Consider the following 17,712-nt stretch of genomic DNA (forward strand, 5'->3'; position numbering starts at 1 on the left):
TCATGAACGCCTCCCAACGCGGTTTCACCCTGATCGAAGTCGTGGTGACGCTGGCCCTGATCGGCCTGCTGGCGAGCATGGCCGCGCCCCTGACCGAAACCCTGGTGCGGCGTGGCAAGGAGCAGGAATTGCGCAACGCGCTGTACCAGATTCGCGATGCCATCGACGCCTATAAACGCGCCTTTGATGCCGGTTACATCGAGAAATCGCTGAACAGCAGCGGCTACCCGCCGAATCTGAAAGTGCTGGTCGAGGGCGTGCGCGATGTGCGCAGCGCGAAGGGCGCCAAGTTCTACTTTTTACGCCGCATCCCGCGCGATCCGCTGGTGTCGGCCAAACGCGATGACGAAGGGGGTTGGGGCGTGCGCGCCTACAACAGTTCGGCTCAGAACCCGCGCGATGGCGAGGACGTGTTCGACGTCTACTCTCACGCCCGCGGCAAGGGCCTCAACGGTGTCGCTTACCGCGAGTGGTGAACCTCATGCGCCGGGAAAAAGGTTTTACCTTGCTGGAGCTGATGGTGGTGATGGCGATCATCGCCACGCTGATGACCATCGCGCTGCCGCGTTACTTCAACAGCCTTGAAGCGTCGAAGGAAACCACGCTGCGCCAAAGCCTGTCGGCGATGCGTGAGGCGCTGGATCACTTTTACGGCGACACCGGCCGCTACCCCGATTCCATTGAACAACTGATCGAACAACGTTACTTGCGCAACGCACCACTGGACCCAATCACCGAACGCAAAGACCAGTGGGTGCTGATCGCGCCACCGGACGGCGTCGCGGGCGGTGTGGCCGATATCAAAAGCGGTGCCAGCGGGAGGGCGCGTGATGGCAGCCAGTATGCCGAGTGGTAACCGCGCGCAGCAGGGTGGCTTCACCTACCTGGGCGTGCTGTTCCTGATTGTGGTGATGGGCATGGGCCTGGCCAGTGCTGGCGAGTTGTGGTCGACCGCCTCGCGCCGTGACCGGGAGCGCCAGTTGCTCTGGGTCGGTACTCAATACGCACAGGCGTTGCGCAGCTACTACCGCAGTTCGCCGGGGCTGGCGCAGTACCCGAAAGAACTGGTAGACCTGCTCGACGATCAGCGTTTTCCCGAGGCCAAACATCACTTGCGTCAGCTCTATCCGGACCCGATCGGTCAGGGTGAATGGGCGCTGCAACGCGGTTTCGACGGACGCATCACTGGCCTCAACAGCCCGTCGATCGAGCTGCCATTGAAGCAGGCGGACTTCCCGACGCAGTGGTCGGATTTCGAAGGCATGCAGCGTTATTCGGACTGGCAGTTTGTTGCCGAAAAGGCCTTCCTTGAGGGCACCAATGGCCCGGCGAAAGGCCAGTCGAATCTGCCGCAGGCGTTGCAGCCATGACTCGCCAATGGTGGTGCGCGCTGGCCCTCGCCGTTGCGGCGTGCTGCGCCAATGCCGGTGAAGAAGACGAAATGATGGGCTTTATCGTCGACGACACTATCTCGCACATCGGCCACGACTTTTACTACTCGTTCAGTGAACGCCTGCGCGACACCAGTCCGATGGATTTCAACCTGGTAGTGCGCGAGCGTCCCGACGCGCGCTGGGGCAGCCTGGTGACCGTGGAATATCAGCAACGCCTGGTGTATCGGCGCTTCCTGCCGCCGAACACCGTGGAACTGAAGGACGAGGCCTATGCGGCCGCCGACTGGGTTCGACGCCAGGTTGTCCAGCGCAAGCTGGAGGCTCTGTTGCAGGACACCACCGACCTTGAGAAGGACGAACTATGAAAACCACAACGTTCTCACGGCGCAGCGGATTCTGGATCTCGGGGTTGTTGATCGGCCTTGCCAGCGCTGCCGCCGTCCAGGCCACCGAACTGGTCTACACGCCGGTCAACCCGTCGTTTGGCGGCAATCCGCTCAACGGCACTTGGTTGCTCAACAACGCCCAGGCGCAAAACGATCACGACGATCCGGACCTGAAAAGCCGTTCGAGCGTGGCCGGCACCTCGGCGCTGGAGCGCTTCACCAGTCAATTGCAATCGCGGCTGCTAGGGCAGTTGCTGGACAACATCTCCACTGGCAACACGGGGAGCCTGTCCACCGACTCTTTTATCGTCAACGTCATCGACGACTCCGGGGCACTGAGCATTGAAGTGACCGATCGAGCGACCGGTGAGGTTTCGGAAATTCAGGTGAACGGTCTCAACCCATGACGGGCTGACGGTTCCGGGGAGTGATGGACATGAAAAAATTAATCGCGCTAGGGCTGATGTTGGCGACATTACAAGGGTGCAGTCTGCGTGAGCCGATGCCGGCCGAGCAGGACACCGAAACCCCGACCCTGACTCCAAGGGCCTCGACTTATTACGACTTGCTGAAGATGCCGCGCCCCAAGGGGCGTTTGATGGCGGTGGTGTATGGCTTCCGTGATCAGACCGGGCAGTACAAGCCGACGCCGGCGAGTTCGTTTTCTACCAGCGTGACCCAGGGCGCGGCGTCGATGTTGATGGACGCGATGCAGGCCAGTGGCTGGTTTGTGGTGTTGGAGCGGGAAGGTCTGCAGAACCTGTTGACCGAGCGCAAGATCATTCGCGCGTCGCAGAAGAAGCCGAATACGCCGGTGAATATTCAGGGTGAGCTGCCACCGTTGCAGGCGGCGAACATGATGCTTGAGGGCGGGATCATCGCTTATGACACGAATGTGCGTAGCGGTGGGGAAGGGGCGCGGTATCTCGGGATCGATTTGCAGCGTGAGTATCGGGTGGATCAGGTGACGGTGAATTTGCGTGCGGTGGATGTGCGTAGCGGGCAGGTGTTGGCGAATGTGATGACCAGTAAGACGATTTATTCGGTGGCGCGCAGTGCCGGGATTTTCAAGTTTATCGAGTTCAAGAAGTTGCTCGAAGCTGAAGTGGGTTATACGACTAACGAGCCGGCGCAGTTGTGTGTGTTGTCGGCGATTGAGGCGGCGGTGGGGCATATGGTGGCGCAGGGGATTGAGCGGCGGTTGTGGCAGGTTGCGGGGGACGCTTCTACGCCTGGGCAGGATGATGTGTTGAATCGGTATTTGAGTCAGAACAAGGTTGATCCGGATGCCGAGTGAACGTGGCGGCCTTCGGGCCGACCAGGTTTTGCCGATGTACTCGGTTCCCACTGTAGGAGCTAGCCCTGCTGGCGATAGCAATCTCTCAAACGCTGATGCTTTTGCGGATGTACCAGAAACTTGTGGGAGCTGGCTTGCCAGCGATGGCGGCCTTATAGCCGACCAATCTCTGGCAGATGTACTCAGTTCCAACTGTGGGAGCGAGCCTGCTCGCGAAGGCTTTTTGTCAGGCGGTGGGGTTCTTTCTGGCTGAGTACATATCCATTTCTGCGGCAACGGCTACCTAGGGTTTCGCCCTTACGGCGACTCACTTTTTCCAGACGCCGAAAAAGTAACCAAAAAGGCTTGCTCCTACGTGCGGCCCGCTCGCTGAGGCTCGGGGTTCCTTCGCTGCGGGATCGATCCGGGCGCAGCGTCTCCGGTTTGCTTCGCTGCACCTCCTCTCGCTGTGTTTGGCTTCGCCAAACGGTCGCTGCGCTCCCACGCCCGGATCAATCCCTCCGCTCAGCCTTCCGACGTCGCCCGTGGATCAAGATCAAGAGCAGGCGAGCTGACACTCGGCCTATAGAGTGGTGAGAAGCGGAAGCGGTGTGCGTTCTGCTTTTGCTTTTCTGTGGGAGCTGGCTTGCCAGCGATGGCGGCCTATGAGCCGACCAATCTCTCGCTGGTGTACTTGATCCAACTGTGGGAGCTAGCCCTGCTGGCGATGGCGGCCTGACAGGAAACACATCTCTTCCATCTGTACTCAGTTCTCTTGTGGGAGCGGGCTTGCTCGCGAAGGCGTCAGGTCAGTCGATGATGAACTGTTTGACCCACCGCTTTCGTGAGCAAGCTCACTCCCACCTGAAACGCATTCCAGTCCCTGAATGTTTAAAGGATGTTTCGTTTTTGCAGAACCTTCCCACAAGGTTTTCAGGTTGTCCGTCGGACGTCCGGTCTCTAGCCTGTGTTCGTCGCTGCCAATTCAGCGACCGGGCGTGGAAACCCGAGTAACTACAGAGCGCACTAGCGCCATTCATAACGTATCCTTGCGCACCTTCACTGTGTGCACTTTGTTATGGCGGCTGTGCGTGGGAGACCTTGTGTCTGCCGGGTTGCCTCTGTCCCGGGTTTCCAACCTGCGTACAGCTGCCACCTATTCGCTTGGAAACCGAATGGGGGGCCAGCTATAACCGTCATACAGGGTAAATAATCATGAAAAAACCAACACCCAACCCCCCAGAACCAGACACCAACACCACATCCCCCTACGCCTCCGTCGACAGCAAAAAACTCCACGAAGCCGCCGACCGCGCCCTCGATTTCTACCTCAAGCCCACCGCCCACATCATGTCCAGCGCCAACGAGCCGGAACCCATGTACCTCGCCAACCCCAGGTACAACACCGAATCCCTGCTCGCGAACGCCAGCGAAACCCTCGGCTCGGCCAGCGAAATGCTCATCAACTTCGCCGCTTCGCTGGAAACCTCACACCGCAAGACTGCACTGGGTATCGCACAGGTCGTCATGCTGGGTGAACTGGCCGTCAATCAAGCGCTGGATCACGTCGAGTTGAAGGATGGCTGATTGATCGTTCCCACGCTCTGCGTGGGAATGCAGCCCTTGACGCTCTGCGTCAAATTCGCGAGTTGGAACGCGGAGCGTCCCGAGAGGCATTCCCACGCAGAGCGTGGGAACGATCAAAAGCGCAATGCCGATTTTGGCTACTCTACTGCTTCCTGACGGCTAACTATTTTTTGAGGAGCGTATGGACCTTTCACCACCACTCGAAATCGACAGCGCAGCCTATGCAGAATTCTCAGTTCTGTGGGAAATGGGTTCTTTTGATAACCAGCGATTGGGACAAGCCTTCTACAACCATTTTCGCCTCCATCGGTTAAACGATCAGGCTTTGTTACAGGGGCTTTACGAGGCTGACGGCAAGAAGGCTCGAGCTGCAATAAATCGCATATTTATCTCAATTAACTGAGTACTGAGATACAAAAAAAACCGTACCTCCAGGGGAAGCACGGTTTCTTGTGTTGAGACGAGGAAGCGATCTTAACCGGGGTCGCGTCGAGGGTACTCCTGACGCGCATGCAAGATGCTCACAATCTCAATGTGGTCCGCCACTTGATAAACGACGAGATAGTTCGGGCTTACCACAATCTCTCGAGTGCCGGGAGAGCGGCCTTTGCGATACAGGTGTGGATGCCAACAAAGCGCAGATGTAGTTTTTACGACGGACTTGTGAAGTGCAGTCGCCGCTACAAAATTTCGCTCGCCAATGTACTTAAGGATTTTCGAGAGTTCGACCCGGGCCTTGGGTCGCCACTTAATCTGCATCAGCGCTTTTGCGCATTGATTCCATCAAGGCATCCATTTCCTCCATCACTTGCTCATGGGGAATACTCGGACGCGGATCATCGAGAGAGGCCTGTACTTCGGCCCGAAACCAACGGTCATAACTCGCAGCCTGCTCCTCGGGATCAAGATCCGAAACAACCGGGCACAGTGGGTCGATCAAGGACGGGTCGATCATGGAACCTCCAGGTTTGGTACCTCGAAGTCTATTCGTTAACGGTATCGATGTCGTCGCTGTCTGGATGAATTGCATGTAGGCCAAGCTCCATGAGGATCAAGTTGTCCCGGCAAATCCTAGAGCCTGCACTTCCGACGGCCAACCGCCAGAACTTGTCAGAAAACTCCCCGAATTTCTGAAAACGTTCCGTTTTCCGTAGGACGCAACTCAAGCGTCAGCGCAAAAAAAGCCGCGACCCTCAGCAGGTCGCGGTTTTCCAACACCCAACCCCTACTGCTGCAAAACCGTCGCCTGGTTAGCCGACCCAAACTGCTGAATATTCGCCGTCTGCGTAACCCCACTCTGATCCACATTGGCAATGTTCCCCGTCCCGCCCTGGGTCACATACGCCACGTTCATCGTATCCGCCTGTTTCACAGTGATCTGGTTATCACTGCCATACAACTGCGCGGTATACGCCTGGTTCCCCGACCCCGATTGATCAAATTCGGCGCTGTTCCCCGTGCCATTCGAAGAACCCTGCACCAGGTTGCCGGTCCCGCGCTGATCCGAGATCAAAATGTTGTCGCTGCCATTCTGATCAAAATAAAGCTCGTTATACGACTCGGCCTGACTGACCGTGGTCTTGTTGCCGGTCCCGGTCTGGTGCGTGGTCATCACATGCCCAAGCCCATCCTGAGTGAAGTTGGCGATGTTGCCATTCCCCGCCTGGGTGACGGTCGCACGTTGGTTGCTGCCGAACTGCCCACCCGATTGCGGGCCTTTCCAGTTGCTGGCGTAGACCTTGTTGTCGTTGCCCACGGAGGTGGCGCTGAGCACGTGGCCATCGCCGTTCTGGTAGGTGAAGTGCACGTTACCGTTGCCGACTTGATAGAGCGCCAGTGTCGAGTTGACCGATTCGAACTGGTCGGCGTAGATCGCGTTGGTGTTGCCGACCTGGGTGACGGCGGCGCTGTTGTTTTCGCCGAAGCTTTGGTCGACCACGGTTTCGTTGCTGTCGCCGTACTGGTTGATGGTGGCTTGGCTGGCCAGTTGCGAGTCTTGCCAGATTTCGGTGCCGTTGAGGTTGCCGAACTGGTTGATGGTGATGTTGCCGCCGGTGCCGTTGCGCTGGTCGCCGTAGGCGTAGTTGCTTTCGCCGGCCTGGTTGATGCCGATCTGGCCGCCGTTGTGGGTGACCTGTTCGGCGGTGCCGTAGTTGGCGGTGCCGTACTGGGTGATCACTGAGCTGTTGCCGACGCCTTCATAGAGTTGTTCGATGTTGGCTTCGTTGCTGTCGCCGTACTGGAAGGTTTTGCCTTCGCTGCCGTTTTGCGAATCCTGATAGACCAACGAGAAGTTGCCGGTGCCTTGCTGTTGTTGCAGCGCGCTGTTCGGTGAGCCGAAGCCCAGTGACTGGCTGGCGTGGGCGGTGTTGAAGGCGCCGACCTGTTGCTGGGTGATGGTGGCGTTGTCTTCGTAAAGTTGTTCAGCGTAGCCGGCGTTGTAGTCGCCGACCGCGTCCTGGGTGATCACGCTGCTGGCGTGGTCTTGCACGGCGGCGGCGTCGTTGCCCTGGCCCAGTTGGGTCTGGGTGGCGGTGCTGAACGGTGCCTGCGTCTGTTTCACGTCCGCGATGTTGGCGGTACCGGCCTGGCTTTGGTTGGACAGGCTGTCGTCGGCCATGGCCTGGGCACTGATCATGACCAGGAGGGCGGCGGTGAGGGGCGTCAGTTTGAACATGATTGAACTCTCCGATGATTTGCAGTGCTTAGCGGTATTGCTTGACCGAAACGCTCATGCCGTTGCCCGACTGGGTCACGGCGCTTTGCAGCCCCGTGCCGGCCTGCTCGATGCTGGCGTCGTTGTTGTTGCCGTTTTGCGAAATCTGCGCGCGGTTGTGGCTGCCGTTCTGGGTGATCGAGGCGGCGTTGCCGGAACCGTTCTGGTTGATCAGCGCCATCAGGTCGCTGCCCTGTTGCAGGATGTACGCCTCCTGATTGCTGCCCGATTGCACGATCTGCCCGAGCAGCGACTGACCGTTCTGTTGCAGCAGGGCGACGTTGGCCTGGCCGAGCTGGTCGATCAGGGCTTGCTGACCCACGGGTGGGGGCAGTTCGCCGAGGTCGCTGCTGGTCGGGGCAAGGTCGTCGTTGTCCATCAGGTCGTCGGCGCGCACGCCTGCACTGCTGCACAGCAGGAGCAGGCAAAGCAGGGCGGCGGTCGGCGTGTTCATGGCGAAAATCCCGGGTCATGAAAACTGGCCCACCGGCCCGGTCGCGATGACCGGGTGGTGGGGGCGGAGGGTTACTGCACGGTGACCGGGACGGTGCGCACGGTGCCAGGCGTCGTGCGGATCGTTGCGGTCGGGTTGGCCGACGGCACCACGGTGGTGTTGGTGACGGTCAGTCTCCAGCGACCGGTCAGTGGCACGGTCGTGGTGCCGAGGGTCACCAGGCCGGTCGGTGTGGTGACCTGCACGGTGACGGTGTTGCCGAGGATCACCGACGAGGTCCCCGAGAAGTCCCAGGTGAAGCGATTACCGGCCCGTGCGGTGACGGTGGCGGCGGTGACGGCGAAGGTTTCCGCTGGCGCTCTTGGCGACACCTGCACGGTGACCGTGGCCGGTGTCGACAGGGCGCCGAAGCTGTCCCGGGCGACGTAGGTAAAGGTCGTGGTGAAGGCGGTCAGGATGACGGCTGGTGGGGTGTAAGTGACCACGGTACCGTCGGTGGTGACGCTGCCGCGACCGAGCGCCGGCTGGGTGACACTGGCCACGGCCAGCGGCACGTTGCCTTCCGGATCGGTGTCGTTGGCCAGCACACTGATTGGCACGGTCAGGCCTGCCGTTGCGATGCTGTCGGCGACGGCGGTGGGCGCCTGGTTCGGGGCGACGGTGATGGTCACAGTGGCCGGATTGGCCGAGGCCAGCCCTTTGGCGTCCTGCGCTTTGTAGGTGAAGGTCGTGGTCAGTGGCGCGTTGACCACGGCGGGTGGGGTGTAGACCACGGCTGTGGTGCCACTGAGCACGACGGTGCCTTGGCCGGCTGCCGGTTGGGTCAATGCGGTGATGCTCAGCGGCGTGTTGCCGTCGGGATCGCTGTCGTTGGCCAGCAGGTTGACGGTCACCGGCACGCCGAAGCTGGTACTGCCGGTGTCGGCGTTGGCGATTGGCGCCTGGTTGGCGCCGGTGTCCGGTGCGGTGCCGACGACGACAACGGGCTCGGTGTCACTGCCGCCGGCGGCGGATTTCACCGTCACGGTGGCCGGTGGCTGAGTCAGGTCGGCGACGGTGATGCGCTGCAGGGTGCCGGTCTTCGACAGGCGTCCGTAGCCTTGGGCAACCATGTCCGGAACCGCCACTTCATCGGTCGATGTCGCTTCGATCAGCAGGCTGTGATTGGCCCAGCTGTAACGCGCGGTCTGCACTTTCACCACGTCGGTGAGCTTGGCCGACACAGCGGTCGGACGCGTGGTCCCGGCCGGGTTGGTCGCAGTCACCACCACCACGGGCGGCACGGCACCGCTGCCCAAGCGTTGGCCGAAGAACAGCCCGGTGTTGTCACCGGTCAGGCTGGTCTGGCACGGCGTTGGTGGTGGGCCGGGGAGTAGCGCCACGGTTTCACGGAAACACAGGGTCGAGCTGCTGTCAGCCTTGGCGAACACTTCGGCACGCACCCCGGCCGAGGTGCGGCGATAGGTGGCGCGGTCGATGTCGACGTGGGTTTGCTGACGGCTGTCGAGCACCTTGCCGGCGACGGTGAACAGGTTGGTCTGGATCGTACCGGCGCCGGACGGCCCGACGATGCGTACGAAGTTGGTGTCGAACGGGCTGCCGGTCACCGCTTCGGTGAGGTTCGGGTCGCCGACGAAGGTTTCGACGCCGCCGGTGTCCGGGTTCACTTCGGTGTATGGGCCATTGATGCTGCGCAGGAACGGCCCGATGGCGCCGTTGAGCGTGCCGCTGAAATCGCCCGGCGCACCGATGCCGATGTCTTTGGTGATGTTGATCGCGCGGCGCCCGGGGGTGGTGACGTTAACCGTCTCTACACCGTACGGGTGAGTGATGGTGTAGGTGCCGGCCACGGGGACGTTTACCCGGATACGGATCCGCGCGAAGCTTTGTTGATCGCCGTCAGCCGGGTTTTCCGAGGCAAACGCCGCTTCGATCCCGGCGACATAAGCGTCCATGCCAAACCCGGCGCCGTTGTTGGGGATAGTGGTTTCGGCGAGAAACCAGAAGGCTTCCGGCGGCCAGTTGTCCGGGAACACCATCGGCAGGCTGTCGTCGTAGATGCCCGGTTCCGGCAGCAGGGTGCACATGTAGGCCGGTGGGGTGCTGGCCGCTACCCGCGAACTGGCGGCGCGCGACTGGCACAGTTCCATCGACAGTTGATTGCTGTCCTGATACCACATCGGGAATTTCCCGGTGGCGAAGGTGTAGGGGCCGGGGTCGACGGCGGCGAGTTGCGCATAGGCACTGCCGGTCAGCGAGAGAGCGAGCCCGAGCGCGTTGAGCGCGAAGCGTGGCCACTTGTTCATGATGCCTCCTGATGCGGATCTGGGCATGTGAGCGTTCATTGCACGATGACCACTTCTTCGGTATCGCTGCCGCCGTTGGACGACGTCACGCGGACCTTGGCTGGCGGTATCGGCGAGATCCCGGTGGCCAGGGTTTTCACCGCGCCGTCGCCGCTCAGCGCACCAATCGCGGCGCCGCTGATGGAGGTTGCGGTGAGTACCGGTGGCGAGGTTTCGTCACTGGTCGAGGCCACCAACGTCAGTTGCCCGGAGCTGAGGCTGTACTCGGCGCGCTGGATCACTACCAGGTCGGTCAGGGTCATGGGCAGGGTGGTCGGCGTGCTGCTGGCGATGGCCAGGTGGTTGTCGGCGGTCACTTGCAGGACGCTCGGCAAGGTCGGGTTGGCCGACGATTGCGCGTACCAGGCACCGGTGGAATTGGCTTCGGTCATGTTCAGCACCGGGGTGAAACTGGTCACCGCGACGGTGCCTGGGGCTGGTGGTGCGAGGACGAATACGTCCTGCTGAGCCACCGGCGCGCTGGTCCCCGCTTTGCGCGAGTAAGTGCTGCGCTGGGTGATCATCGGCGTGGGTCGAACCACGGTCGACAATTTGCCGGAGACGGCGAATGCGGTGGTGCGCAGGTCCAGTCCGTTCGGGCCTTCGATGCGCACGTAGTTGGTATTGAACGGGCTGCCGGTCACCGCTTCGGAGAGGTTCGGGTCGCCGACAAATTGTTCGGCGGCGCCGGTGACCGGGTTGGTTTCGGTGTACGGGCCGTTGACGCTGCGCAGGAACGGGCCGATGTCACCCTTGAGCGCGCCGTCATAGGTTTTCGGCGTGCCGATGCCGATGTCACGGGTCATGTTGATCGCGCGGCGACCGGGGGTATCGATGTTGAACACATCGACGCCGTAAGGGTGGGTGATGACGTAGGTGCCGGCGGTGGGCACATCGACGCGAATGCGGATCCGCGCGAAGCTGACTTGATCACCTTCCACCGGTTCTTCGGCGGCGAACGCGGCTTCGACGGCGCTGACGTAGGTCAGGTCGATCCCGCGTGCGGCGTCGACAAGGGTGGTTTCGCCGGTGAACCAGAACGCTTCATCGGGAAAGTTGCTCGGGAAGACGATTGGCTGGGTGTCGTCGAACACGCCGGGGGTCGGCAGCAGGGAGCACATGTACGAAGGTGCGCCCGGTGTGCTTGGCACTCGCGAGCTGAGCGCTTTGGACAGGCACAGATCCAGAGTGCGACCGTGGGTGTCCTGATACCAGCTGGCGAAACCGCCGTTGGCCGCCGCATAAGGACCGGGGTCAACAGCAAACAAAGCGGCCTGAGCAATGCCCTGGGCCAAGGCGCTCACGACCAGGACGGTCGCGGTTTTGGACAGTAAAGGGTGCATGAGTTAATCCCTCTATCAAAGTACCTGCCCCCTGGGGATGGGTCAGTTGCACAGGGCCTGTACACCTTCCATGCCAAAGTGCGGTGGACGGGCGGGAGAGGGCCGGTTTAGAGGGTTTGGCGGGCGTTTTGGCGAAGGTTGTGGCCTGCGGGGAAAGGGCGTCATTCCCCAGAATCGGGGACGGTGGGGATGAACACTGAATACCTGTCGGATGAAGAAACTGTGGGAGCTGGCTTGCCAGCGATGACGATGGATCAGTCGACATCCTCGGCACAGACAAACCGCCATCGCTGGCAAGCCAGGCCCCACAGGGTTTTTGGTGTTTGTGGGATCAGCGCAATCGGGTCGATATCCCCGCATCCGGGCAAACCCCCACCCGTGGGCTATAACCCTATAGGGACGTATCGGGAAGTCGCCGCCATGAATATGCAGTCGAAATCGCTTCCGGTTGAGGAGGGCACGCTACGGTTGGGTTCGCGCAAGCAACCGTTCAACCTGCTGCGCTGGTTTTCGCTGATCAGCATGGCGGTGATCGGCACCGTGGCCATCGCACTCGGGATGGTTTCAACGCGTTTCGTGATCGATGAAAGTGTGCAGCGCGATGCCTTGCTCACCGCGCAATTCATCCAGGCCATCGCGTCCGCCGAAGTGCGCCACGTGTCGATTCCCAATATCCGCACCATGGGCGAACTGCTCGACCCGCGTCAGGACAAGGACTTCCCCGATGTCGATCCGCAGGCCCGGGCAGGGGCGCGGGGGGAATTTCTCGATCACATCGAACACTTGCCGGACGTGATCCTCGCCAATATCTACGCGCCGGACCGGCTGGTGATCTGGTCAACCAATCCGGCGCTCGTCGGTACCAGCATTCATGCCGACGAAGACCTCGATCGCGCTTTCAATGAAAAGATTCCGGTGTCGGCCAGCTACCACGACGTTGACAAGGCCCGGGAGGAACAGAAGTTCATCATCCCGCCGGATTACATCTTCATCGAGAACTACATTCCGCTGTTCGACGCCGAGGGCAAGAACGTCACGGCGATGGTCGAGATCTACAAAGAACCCAAAGACCTGATCGCGCGCATAGAGCGCGGTTTGACCTTGATCTGGCTGGCCACCGCGCTCGGCGGCGGACTGATTTATCTGGGCCTGTACTGGATCGTGCGGCGCGCAGCGATTCTGCTCGCCGCCCAGCAAAAACAACTGATCGCCAATGAAACCTTTGTTGCCCTCGGCGAGATGTCCTCAGCGGTCGCGCACAGCTTGCGCAATCCGCTGGCGACCATCCGTTCCAGTGCCGAACTGGCACTGGAGTTCGACGCCGGCCCGGCTGAAAAGAACATCAAGGACATCATCGGCCAGGTCGACCGCATGTCGAAATGGGTACGCGAGCTGCTGCAATCGCTGCGTCCGCTCAACGATGACCCGGAACCGGTGAACCTTGTGGCGGCGTTGCACGAAAGCCTCGTCGCCTTCGAACAGCAGATCGCCAGGGCCGGCGTGACAGTGGTGTTTCATCCGCAGCACACACCGATGGTGCTCAGTCAGCCGGTGCAGTTGACGCAGATCCTCAACAGCCTGCTGGCCAATGCGCTGGAGGCGATGGACAAGGGCGGCACGTTGACCGTCAGCCTTGAGCCGAGCGGCGACCGTGGTGTATGCGTGGTGCTCAGCGACACCGGCAAAGGCATGAACGAGGAACAACGGACCATGGCGTTCCGGCCGTTTTTCACCACCAAATCGGGGGGCTTGGGCGTCGGCCTGGTGCTGGTCAAACGCATCATGGAGCGCTTCGGCGGCGGCGTGACCCTCGACAGCCGCGAAGGCGAGGGCACCACCGTGCGCCTGGCCTTCCAACGCGTCCCCTGATTTACACCTTCCCCCTGTGCATGATCGTTCCCACGCTCTGCGTGGGAATGCCTCAAGGGACGCTCCGCGTTCCAATGGGACGCAAAGCGTCCCGGGCTGCATTCCCACGCAGAGCGTGGGAACGAGCAAGACAAAAGGGGTTTACGACTGCTGCGCAGTCGAGCGGGAGCAAGCTCCCTCGCCACAAGAATTCATACGCTCGATAATTTTATGAACTTCCCCCACCAATGGGTGTCAAGCCCCGGTCACCGGGGAGTGGGGGAACCCACAGCGTCCCCAAGCCCCTGTAACAACTGGAAATAAATTCTTGGCGCACTAGTTGCAAAACACCATCACCCCTTCCTTGATGAGGCGGCTGGTGATGGACAGAGCAACGCGTGACCTAAGCAATACCTTCCGGTTGACGCCACTGAGCGTCTTTCTGATGTTGACCCTCGGCACCATGACCGTGGTTCAGGCGAGCCCGATTGATGATGAACGCCAGCCCGAAACGTCCGATCCGTCGGCGTACTACGACGAGCCGGCGGACGAGCCGACCGCACTCAACGCCATCCTGACCATGCCCGAGGCCAACGAAGATTCCTTCGATTTGCCCGACGGGGTCAAAGGCACGCGAGACTCGACCCGCACGGAAAACGTTCTGCCGCCCACCGTGCAGACCAGTTTCAACTATCCCACCAACGGCAAACCCAGCCCGCTCTATGGCGCACAGCCGTTCAGCCAGCAGTTGCTGCTGTTCGAGGAATTCGGCCCGGAAAAACTCGACCCGACCACCCCGGCCGCACCGTTGCCCTTTCCGCCGGCCGCGATCGGCCCGGCACCCGCGCAGGACCCGAACAACATCGCCCGCAGCGCACCACCCGGCACGGCGCTCGATGCGTTCTTGCGCCAACCGGGGCTGACGCCGTTCCCCAGCCAGTTCTCCAACGTTGTCGACCGCAATCCGTGGCAGGCGCAGATCGAAGTGTTCCTCAACCGCCACATCGGCTCGTCCGCTGAAGGACGGCCGCCAGGAAAAGGCTGGTCGCACCAGCGCTGGAACGAGTTCTACCCGCAAGTCGCCTACAAAACCGTGCAGACCGGCGCGCGCCTCAACGGCGGCCTGCGTGACAGTCGGCAAATGCACGGCTATGCCCTGGGCGAGTTCGGCCCCGGCGGTCTGTACCACAACGTCGCCGGCGTACCGGCGACCGATGGCACCGCCAAAGGCGTCGACCCGCGCTTCCACCCGAACATGCCGGTGCAGAACCACAATTCGGTATGGACCTTCGACGGCACGCTGCCGCCGAAACTGTTGATGGTGCGCTACGGCCAACCGGTGATGATGCGCCACTACAACGGCTTGCCGATCGACCCGTCGGCCAACCGCGGTTTCGGCCTGCACACCATCAGTACCCACGAGCACAACGGCCACGCGCCGGCGGAAAGCGACGGCTATGCCAACGCGTTCTTCTTCCCCGGCCAGTACTACGATTATCGCTGGCCGATCCAGCTCGCCGGTTACGACAGCATCAACACCAAGGCGGAGGACCCGCGCGCGGCGTTCCCCTGCGCGCCGGGCGAGACCCTGTGGGTCAACGATCTGGCCCCGGCGAAGAAGACCTGTAATAACGGCACCATCAAGATCCGGGGCGACTGGCGCGAAACCATGAGCACCCACTGGTTCCACGACCACATGCTCGATTTCACCGCGCAGAATGTCTACAAGGGCAACGCGGCGATGATGAACTACTACAGCGCGCTGGATCGCGGCAACGAGTCGGTCAACGACGGCGTCAACCTGCGCTTCCCCAGCGGCAGCGCCTTGCCGTGGGGCAACCGCGACTATGACGTCAACCTGGTGTTCGCCGACAAGGCCTGGGATCAGGAAGGTCAGTTGTGGTTCAACCCGTTCAACACCGACGGCTTCATCGGCGATCAGGTGCTGGTCAACTGGCAGTGGAAACCGACCCTCGATGTGCGCGCACGCAGCTATCGCTTCCGCATTCTCAATGGCTCGGTGTCGCGCTACTTCAAACTGGCGCTGGTGCGGGAAATCAAAGGCAGTGGCGGAGAGTTCCAAGGGCCGAAAAACTCGGGTCTGACGTACAGCCGCGTGCCGTTCCACATGATCGCCAACGACGGCAACATCATGGAACACAGCGTGCCGTTCGACGGCAGCATGGACCTCGACGCCGACGGCGATAAACAGAACCACAACGCGATCCTGCCTACCCAAGGCATCGCGGAGCGCTTCGACATCATCGTCAACTTCGCGAAAAACGGCATCAAGCCTGGCGACAAGCTGTTCTTCCTCAACCTGCAGGCGCAGGACGACGGCAAAGGCCCGAAAGAAATGATCCCGCTGGCGGATGTGCTCTCGGAGAAATACCTGCCGGTGATCAAGCAAACCAGCAAGGGCCCGCAGTGGGACAAGGGCGATCCGGCGGTGGGCAAGGTTTTGCAACTCAACGTCAAGGCCTACACCGGCCAGGATCTGGCGATGAACCCGGCAGCCTACGAACCGGCCAAACCCGGCAAGGCTGAAGGGCTGGTGATGATCCCGCTGAAGATCCATCGCGACAACGCTGCCGATAAAGCGCTGCTGGCCAAGGCCCGTCACCGCACCTTCACCTTTGGCCGCGCCGATGGCACCGATGAAGCGCCGTGGACGGTCAAGACCGATGGTGGTTTTGGCTACCACATGGACCCACGGCGCCTGAACGCCTCGACCCAGTTGTCCAGCGGCCCGACCGATGCCGGCGTCACCGGATTCGGCACTCTGGAAGTCTGGAACATCAAGGCCGGCGGCAAGGGCTGGAGCCATCCGGTGCATGTGCACTTCGAAGAAGGGATCATCCTCAGTCGCGGCGGCAAGGCACCACCGGAATGGGAGAAATGGGCGCGCAAGGACGTCTACCGGATCGGTTCCGAAGCCGATGGCCTGGACAACGTCGAAATGGCGATCAACTTTCGCGAGTTCGCCGGGACGTACATGGAGCACTGTCACAACACCCAGCACGAAGACAACTCGATGCTGCTGCGGTGGGACCTTGAAAAACCCGGGCAACTGCAGTTGATGCCGACGCCTCTGCCGAGCTGGGACGGTGTGCGCTACGTCAACTCGGCCGCGCTGCCAACCTTCCGCAATGGCGACGGTTATGGCCCGCAAGTGGTGGTCAAGCCATGAATCGCCGCCACGGTGACAGCCAACCGCTGCATACCCCGCGCTCCCGGGCGCTGGGCATGCACCTGGTGCTGGTGCTGGTGGCCTGCGTGCTCGGCAGCCGCGTGCTGCTCGCGCACCAGGCCAGCGTTGACGCAACGGCAGCGACCAGCGAATCCGCCACCCCGTGGGGTGGCGACTATTTCCCCAACACCTTGCTGACTGATCAGGACGGTCGGCAGGTGCATTTTTTCGATGACCTGATCAAAGACAAAGTGGTGGTGATCAATTTCATCTTCACGTCCTGCAGCGACTCTTGCCCACTGGAAACCGCGCGCTTGCGTCAGGTGCAGAAACTCCTCGGTGATCGGGTCGGCCAGGACATCTTTTTCTACTCGATCAGCATCGACCCGCTCAGCGACACCCCTGAAGTGCTCAAGGCCTATGCGCAGCGCTTCAAGGTCGGCCCCGGCTGGAAGTTTCTCACCGGCGAATTCGAAGACGTCACCGACCTGCGCAAGAAGCTCGGGCTGTTCATCGAAGGCGTCGACAACGGCCGCAGCAAGGATCACAACCTCAGCCTGATCGTCGGCAACCAGACCACCGGGCGCTGGATGAAAGCCTCGCCCTTCGAGAATCCGTGGATCCTCGCCGATCAATTGGCCAACACTCTGCAGAACTGGAAACAGCCGAGCATCGAAGAAAGTTACGCCGACGCCCCGGACATTCGCCCGCCGAGCAATGGCGAAGAACTGTTCCGCACCCGCTGCGCCTCGTGCCACAGCCTCGGCCCCATGGATGGCCAGGGCCTTGGCATGCGCAGCATCGGTCCGGACCTGATCGGAGTGACCCGCAACCGTGATCCGCAGTGGCTGAATCGCTGGATTCGCGAACCGGATCGCCTGCTCGCGGAAAAAGACCCGACTGCCCTGCAGCTCTACGAACAGTTCGAGCGAATTCCGATGCCCAACCTGCGCCTCGACGAGGCATCTGCGCAGTCGATCATCGACTTCCTCAGCGACGAAACCGAGCGCCAGCAACCGTCCGCCAATGCCATGGCCGACGGTGCATTGACGCCAGTAAAACCGGACCATGCAGCCGCGACGGTGAGTCAGATGCGGTAGCGGCGAAATAGCATCATTGAACCGTGTGTCGCGGTCAGAGCCACCTACACTGATGGCTGTAACTGGCTCGATA

The 17,712-nt window shown here is 61.2% G+C and carries 17 protein-coding genes; 11 read left to right on the plus strand and 6 right to left on the minus strand.

What is annotated here, in order from left to right; genetic code table 11:
• The first annotated feature begins 2 nt into the window (after positions 1-2).
• The 8 genes from AC3WMT_RS23600 to AC3WMT_RS23635 all read left to right on the plus strand — a co-directional run bounded on the left by AC3WMT_RS23600 (position 3) and on the right by AC3WMT_RS23635 (position 5,046).
• Positions 3-476 carry a type II secretion system protein gene (locus AC3WMT_RS23600; protein ID WP_103305797.1) on the plus strand — a complete coding sequence of 158 codons (474 nt, stop codon included), beginning with the start codon at positions 3-5 and terminating at the stop codon, positions 474-476.
• 5 nt (positions 477-481) lie between these two features.
• The gene (locus AC3WMT_RS23605; protein ID WP_103305798.1) at positions 482-856 is read left to right on the plus strand and encodes a type II secretion system protein; all 375 of its coding nucleotides are present in this window, start codon (positions 482-484) and stop codon (positions 854-856) included.
• Positions 831-1,370 (plus strand): type II secretion system protein, encoded by a 540-nt coding sequence (locus AC3WMT_RS23610; protein ID WP_103305799.1) that lies wholly within the window; start codon positions 831-833, stop codon positions 1,368-1,370. The genes AC3WMT_RS23605 and AC3WMT_RS23610 overlap by 26 nt, the downstream gene beginning before the upstream one ends.
• Positions 1,367-1,759, plus strand: a complete 393-nt coding sequence (gene csgE / locus AC3WMT_RS23615) for a curli production assembly/transport protein CsgE (protein WP_103305800.1) — start codon at positions 1,367-1,369, stop codon at positions 1,757-1,759. The genes AC3WMT_RS23610 and csgE overlap by 4 nt, the downstream gene beginning before the upstream one ends.
• A complete protein-coding gene (locus AC3WMT_RS23620; RefSeq protein WP_103305801.1) occupies positions 1,756-2,187 on the plus strand; it encodes a curli assembly protein CsgF in 432 nt (143 codons plus the stop codon). The genes csgE and AC3WMT_RS23620 overlap by 4 nt, the downstream gene beginning before the upstream one ends.
• 29 nt (positions 2,188-2,216) lie before the next feature.
• Positions 2,217-3,077, plus strand: coding sequence for a CsgG/HfaB family protein (locus tag AC3WMT_RS23625; RefSeq protein ID WP_083368634.1), 861 nt, complete (start codon positions 2,217-2,219; stop codon positions 3,075-3,077).
• A gap of 1,194 nt (positions 3,078-4,271) precedes the next feature.
• The gene (locus tag AC3WMT_RS23630) at positions 4,272-4,643 is read left to right on the plus strand and encodes a DUF6124 family protein (RefSeq protein ID WP_103305802.1); all 372 of its coding nucleotides are present in this window, start codon (positions 4,272-4,274) and stop codon (positions 4,641-4,643) included.
• A 181-nt stretch (positions 4,644-4,824) separates the two neighbouring features.
• Positions 4,825-5,046: a hypothetical protein gene (locus AC3WMT_RS23635; protein WP_103305804.1), complete on the plus strand. Its 222-nt coding sequence runs from the start codon at positions 4,825-4,827 to the stop codon at positions 5,044-5,046.
• Positions 5,047-5,117: 71 nt separating this feature from the next.
• Here the strand turns inward: AC3WMT_RS23635 and AC3WMT_RS23640 are convergent, their stop codons facing one another.
• The 6 genes from AC3WMT_RS23640 to AC3WMT_RS23665 all read right to left on the minus strand — a co-directional run bounded on the left by AC3WMT_RS23640 (position 5,118) and on the right by AC3WMT_RS23665 (position 11,501).
• Positions 5,118-5,402 carry a type II toxin-antitoxin system RelE/ParE family toxin gene (locus AC3WMT_RS23640; protein WP_082341417.1) on the minus strand — a complete coding sequence of 95 codons (285 nt, stop codon included), beginning with the start codon at positions 5,400-5,402 and terminating at the stop codon, positions 5,118-5,120.
• A complete protein-coding gene (relB, locus tag AC3WMT_RS23645; protein ID WP_064588150.1) occupies positions 5,392-5,598 on the minus strand; it encodes a type II toxin-antitoxin system RelB family antitoxin in 207 nt (68 codons plus the stop codon). The genes AC3WMT_RS23640 and relB overlap by 11 nt, the downstream gene beginning before the upstream one ends.
• A gap of 270 nt (positions 5,599-5,868) precedes the next feature.
• A complete protein-coding gene (locus AC3WMT_RS23650) occupies positions 5,869-7,320 on the minus strand; it encodes a curlin (protein WP_103305805.1) in 1,452 nt (483 codons plus the stop codon).
• A 28-nt stretch (positions 7,321-7,348) separates the two neighbouring features.
• The gene (locus AC3WMT_RS23655) at positions 7,349-7,813 is read right to left on the minus strand and encodes a curlin (protein WP_103305806.1); all 465 of its coding nucleotides are present in this window, start codon (positions 7,811-7,813) and stop codon (positions 7,349-7,351) included.
• 71 nt (positions 7,814-7,884) lie between these two features.
• Positions 7,885-10,119, minus strand: a complete 2,235-nt coding sequence (locus tag AC3WMT_RS23660) for an Ig-like domain-containing protein (RefSeq protein WP_103305807.1) — start codon at positions 10,117-10,119, stop codon at positions 7,885-7,887.
• 35 nt (positions 10,120-10,154) lie between these two features.
• Positions 10,155-11,501 carry a hypothetical protein gene (locus tag AC3WMT_RS23665; protein ID WP_103305808.1) on the minus strand — a complete coding sequence of 449 codons (1,347 nt, stop codon included), beginning with the start codon at positions 11,499-11,501 and terminating at the stop codon, positions 10,155-10,157.
• A 420-nt stretch (positions 11,502-11,921) separates the two neighbouring features.
• On the opposite strand from AC3WMT_RS23665, the gene AC3WMT_RS23670 reads away from it, so the two are divergent.
• From AC3WMT_RS23670 to AC3WMT_RS23680, 3 genes are all read left to right on the plus strand, one after another.
• The gene (locus AC3WMT_RS23670; protein WP_103305809.1) at positions 11,922-13,370 is read left to right on the plus strand and encodes a sensor histidine kinase; all 1,449 of its coding nucleotides are present in this window, start codon (positions 11,922-11,924) and stop codon (positions 13,368-13,370) included.
• Between the two features lie 361 nt (positions 13,371-13,731).
• On the plus strand, positions 13,732-16,539 hold the full coding sequence (locus AC3WMT_RS23675) for a multicopper oxidase domain-containing protein (RefSeq protein ID WP_103305810.1): 2,808 nt from the start codon (positions 13,732-13,734) through the stop codon (positions 16,537-16,539).
• Complete coding sequence (locus AC3WMT_RS23680) at positions 16,536-17,639, plus strand: SCO family protein (RefSeq protein ID WP_103305811.1); 1,104 nt, start codon at positions 16,536-16,538, stop codon at positions 17,637-17,639. The genes AC3WMT_RS23675 and AC3WMT_RS23680 overlap by 4 nt, the downstream gene beginning before the upstream one ends.
• Positions 17,640-17,712: the final 73 nt, after the last annotated feature.

This window comes from Pseudomonas sp. FW305-7 (assembly GCF_058786735.1).

What these genes read in the sequence shown, in the direction of transcription:
- AC3WMT_RS23620 (WP_103305801.1), top strand. Translation starts at nt 1,756, where the DNA reads ATGAAAACCACAACGTTCTCACGGCGCAGCGGATTCTGGATCTCGGGG.
- AC3WMT_RS23610 (WP_103305799.1), top strand. Translation starts at nt 831, where the DNA reads ATGGCAGCCAGTATGCCGAGTGGTAACCGCGCGCAGCAGGGTGGCTTC.
- AC3WMT_RS23660 (WP_103305807.1), bottom strand. Translation starts at nt 10,119, where the DNA reads ATGAACAAGTGGCCACGCTTCGCGCTCAACGCGCTCGGGCTCGCTCTC.
- AC3WMT_RS23670 (WP_103305809.1), top strand. Translation starts at nt 11,922, where the DNA reads ATGAATATGCAGTCGAAATCGCTTCCGGTTGAGGAGGGCACGCTACGG.
- relB (WP_064588150.1), bottom strand. Translation starts at nt 5,598, where the DNA reads ATGATCGACCCGTCCTTGATCGACCCACTGTGCCCGGTTGTTTCGGAT.
- AC3WMT_RS23665 (WP_103305808.1), bottom strand. Translation starts at nt 11,501, where the DNA reads ATGCACCCTTTACTGTCCAAAACCGCGACCGTCCTGGTCGTGAGCGCC.
- AC3WMT_RS23675 (WP_103305810.1), top strand. Translation starts at nt 13,732, where the DNA reads ATGGACAGAGCAACGCGTGACCTAAGCAATACCTTCCGGTTGACGCCA.
- AC3WMT_RS23625 (WP_083368634.1), top strand. Translation starts at nt 2,217, where the DNA reads ATGAAAAAATTAATCGCGCTAGGGCTGATGTTGGCGACATTACAAGGG.
- AC3WMT_RS23600 (WP_103305797.1), top strand. Translation starts at nt 3, where the DNA reads ATGAACGCCTCCCAACGCGGTTTCACCCTGATCGAAGTCGTGGTGACG.
- AC3WMT_RS23655 (WP_103305806.1), bottom strand. Translation starts at nt 7,813, where the DNA reads ATGAACACGCCGACCGCCGCCCTGCTTTGCCTGCTCCTGCTGTGCAGC.
- csgE (WP_103305800.1), top strand. Translation starts at nt 1,367, where the DNA reads ATGACTCGCCAATGGTGGTGCGCGCTGGCCCTCGCCGTTGCGGCGTGC.
- AC3WMT_RS23605 (WP_103305798.1), top strand. Translation starts at nt 482, where the DNA reads ATGCGCCGGGAAAAAGGTTTTACCTTGCTGGAGCTGATGGTGGTGATG.
- AC3WMT_RS23640 (WP_082341417.1), bottom strand. Translation starts at nt 5,402, where the DNA reads ATGCAGATTAAGTGGCGACCCAAGGCCCGGGTCGAACTCTCGAAAATC.
- AC3WMT_RS23630 (WP_103305802.1), top strand. Translation starts at nt 4,272, where the DNA reads ATGAAAAAACCAACACCCAACCCCCCAGAACCAGACACCAACACCACA.
- AC3WMT_RS23635 (WP_103305804.1), top strand. Translation starts at nt 4,825, where the DNA reads ATGGACCTTTCACCACCACTCGAAATCGACAGCGCAGCCTATGCAGAA.
- AC3WMT_RS23650 (WP_103305805.1), bottom strand. Translation starts at nt 7,320, where the DNA reads ATGTTCAAACTGACGCCCCTCACCGCCGCCCTCCTGGTCATGATCAGT.
- AC3WMT_RS23680 (WP_103305811.1), top strand. Translation starts at nt 16,536, where the DNA reads ATGAATCGCCGCCACGGTGACAGCCAACCGCTGCATACCCCGCGCTCC.